This is a genomic window from Bacillus sp. 7884-1, from assembly GCF_002272245.1.
Lineage (GTDB): Bacteria > Bacillota > Bacilli > Bacillales > Cytobacillaceae > Neobacillus.
The window spans coordinates 1-2,786 of record NZ_NPDD01000152.1 but is presented as its reverse complement, the minus strand read 5'-3'; the positions used below and the strand labels follow the sequence as shown (position 1 = coordinate 2,786).

The following is a 2,786-nucleotide window of genomic DNA, read 5'->3' as shown; positions in this document are numbered from 1 at the left end:
ATATTGTTTTTAAAGTGCTATTAACAAAGAATTTTCTGTTAATTTTTTGAAGAATGTAACCGATATTGTCGAATTTTTATTTTAGTAAAGAGCTTGAATTTGGGGGAATATGAATAATTGTCATAATATTTCAAAAATTTATCTAAATCAAAAGAGTTAAATGATAAATTAGTACTATATGTATACCTTTTCACTATTTATCTGTTTTATAAGTCAAGAAATTCAAATGATAACAGTTAATACAGTAATTAGACAAGGTATTTCCTTCGTACTTTGAATTCACTTATATCTTCATTAGTGATCCAATTTCATAGTTCGAATGAAATATTTAGTGTATTATCGAAATATTCATTAACTGGAACACTGAAGTTTACATGCTAGTTAAATCCACTTGCAACTTCTATGACAGTTACTTCTCCCATTTTTTTCATTGGAAACTCAATAGTGTCTTCTGCTGTCTTCATTGGCTTAAACTTATCATGAATTGGTATATCAATAAGGTTTTCAAGATAACACCAACGTAGGAATGCTCTCATTGCTAACACGAATATTGACTATTGTAGGTTGAAGACCTTTATCGTTGAGCATAAAGTCAACCAATAGGCCAGCCCAATGGCGTCACCTATGGCTCCACCGACAAGACAACCTCTAAAAAATTCTTGATTCCTTTTCATAGACTTTCCTCGCTTTCAGCAAGGACTTAACATCGAATACTATTTTGGAGTTGGACTCCTGAAATGTATATTATGAATTGTGGGGAATAGTGGGCTATATAAATTTTTTTATTACCTTATAAATTCTCCAATAAGAACAAAATTCCTGTAACCGTTTCATTGCAAGAACAAAATTATTCATGAAAAAATTTGTGTCATTTTAAAAAAAGCAAGGTCTTCACAACCATTGAGCATTACTTACGTTAATTGATTTGCTTATTAAATAGCAATCATAAAAACCCTAGAAACTGCGTTATATCAACGCTTCTAGGGTTTTTATTTGTATTCTTCTTTGTAGAATATAGTATTCTCCCCCAAAGAAATGGGGGGCATTTGGGGGAAGTTTTAACAAAATTATTCAAGTGGACAGACGAATACTTCTTTGAAAAAAAGCCTAATAACAATAGTACCGCAGGAGTTTTTAGCAACGAAATAAAAAAAAGAAAGGTCCTGGTAATATCAGGGCCTTTATATCGATGTTCTATGAAGGGATCAAACCTGTGACCTCAACCCATGTCTAGGTTGTATAGTGAATTGGATTATAACAGCTTTAGTTTAAAAATGTTGATATAATAGGCTTTTGTTTCAAATTAAATGATTTAAACAGATGTAGTTGGTGGCAGGATGTTTGATTTTGCCACCAGTCTGCCACCAAAGTGACACCAGCCAAATTCCTTTGCACGTAGGGTTATAATGACCTTTATGCTCCAATATGTGATTTCAATAAAGACGGTAAGTCAGTCCATCAATGGCGGAAACCCCATTGTTTAATGCTCCTTGTTCTTTTTCTCCATTTCTCCCTGCTCTCACTTACCAACGACTAATTATACCCACCATAATTAAATATTGACCTAGCTTAAGCCCATATCCAACCAACACGAAGAGAGCGAAATCTACAGAAGAAAAAGGGATTAGTGGGATCTTACAAAACATCTTAAATACCACCTCCATTTATCAGACTAAACCAACTACAACTACTCCAACTAAAACCACAACCATCAACGCAAACTCCTCAGGAAACAAAGCCATCTAACAATTCCCATAAAGGTGATCCGCCTAAAAAAGGGGGAGCAAGGCGATTTGAAATCGAATCGAAAGGCAAATTTTAAAAAAAGCCTGGATTGGCAAATGGAAACATCCATCAACCAATCACCGGCTATATTTGTTTTAGAGAACTATTTCACTTTACCCATTTAGGATATAAGTGAAAGGTGATTCTATGGTCTACTCTTCTGTTGCATCAATCTATGATTTAGTTAGGTCTTACGTTGACATACACTTTACCAGCGGCTGTTCGGCGAGATTCGTTTCCATAAGCATCTCTCATCACCACTTCGATCACAGCACCGTTGATCTTGTCTTTTGGTGCCGTCCAGGTACCGACATAGTGACCTGGTTTTGTTTCTGTTAATGGTATTTCAACAGAAGTGGCGGCTGCAGTTGCGGTTGCGGTTGCGGTTGCATAGGCTAAAGGTACACTGATCGAGAAGAAACCACTAATTCCTGGCTCACTATCTAGTTCGACGGTCAATGTATTACCCGTTTTTATCACCACATTTTGAGCTGGTTTCAGATTTGTGATTGCAGGTTGATTAAACTTGGCGTAAACAGTGACTTCCTTCCTAGTTTCGTTTCCAGCACGATCCTTAGCTGTTACAGTAAATTTATTTTCTCCATTATTGAGTAGTGCATATAGGGAGTAAGAGCCATCGTCTGTAACATTCATTTTTTGACCGTTTATAGTGACTTCTGCTAGATATTGGTCGGTCGCTTTTCCTTCGATCGTAACTGCTTGTTGATTCGTCTTTAATCCATCAGCAGGTGTGATGGTTAGTTCTGGTTTTGCTTGGTCAAGGGTGATCTTCACTGGCACGGACGGATCCGTACTACCTCGATCAGTAGAAGAGGTAGCTGTCAGCACGTTTTCACCATCTTGAAGGGCAACATCTACAGAGAAGGTACCATCATTTCTAGCTGTTGTGGTAGCTACTTCTTCGCCTTTATTGAAAAGATGCACTTGGGTAGTTGGTGAAGCTTTCCCTTCTACCGTGAAAGTAGATTGATTGGTGTAAG

The 2,786-nt window shown here is 36.8% G+C and carries 1 pseudogene; it reads right to left on the bottom strand.

Annotated features, from left to right (window positions below):
• Positions 1-1,965 precede the first annotated feature (1,965 nt).
• Positions 1,966-2,786, bottom strand: a pseudogene (locus CHI06_RS17965) (Ig-like domain-containing protein); the annotation flags it as partial.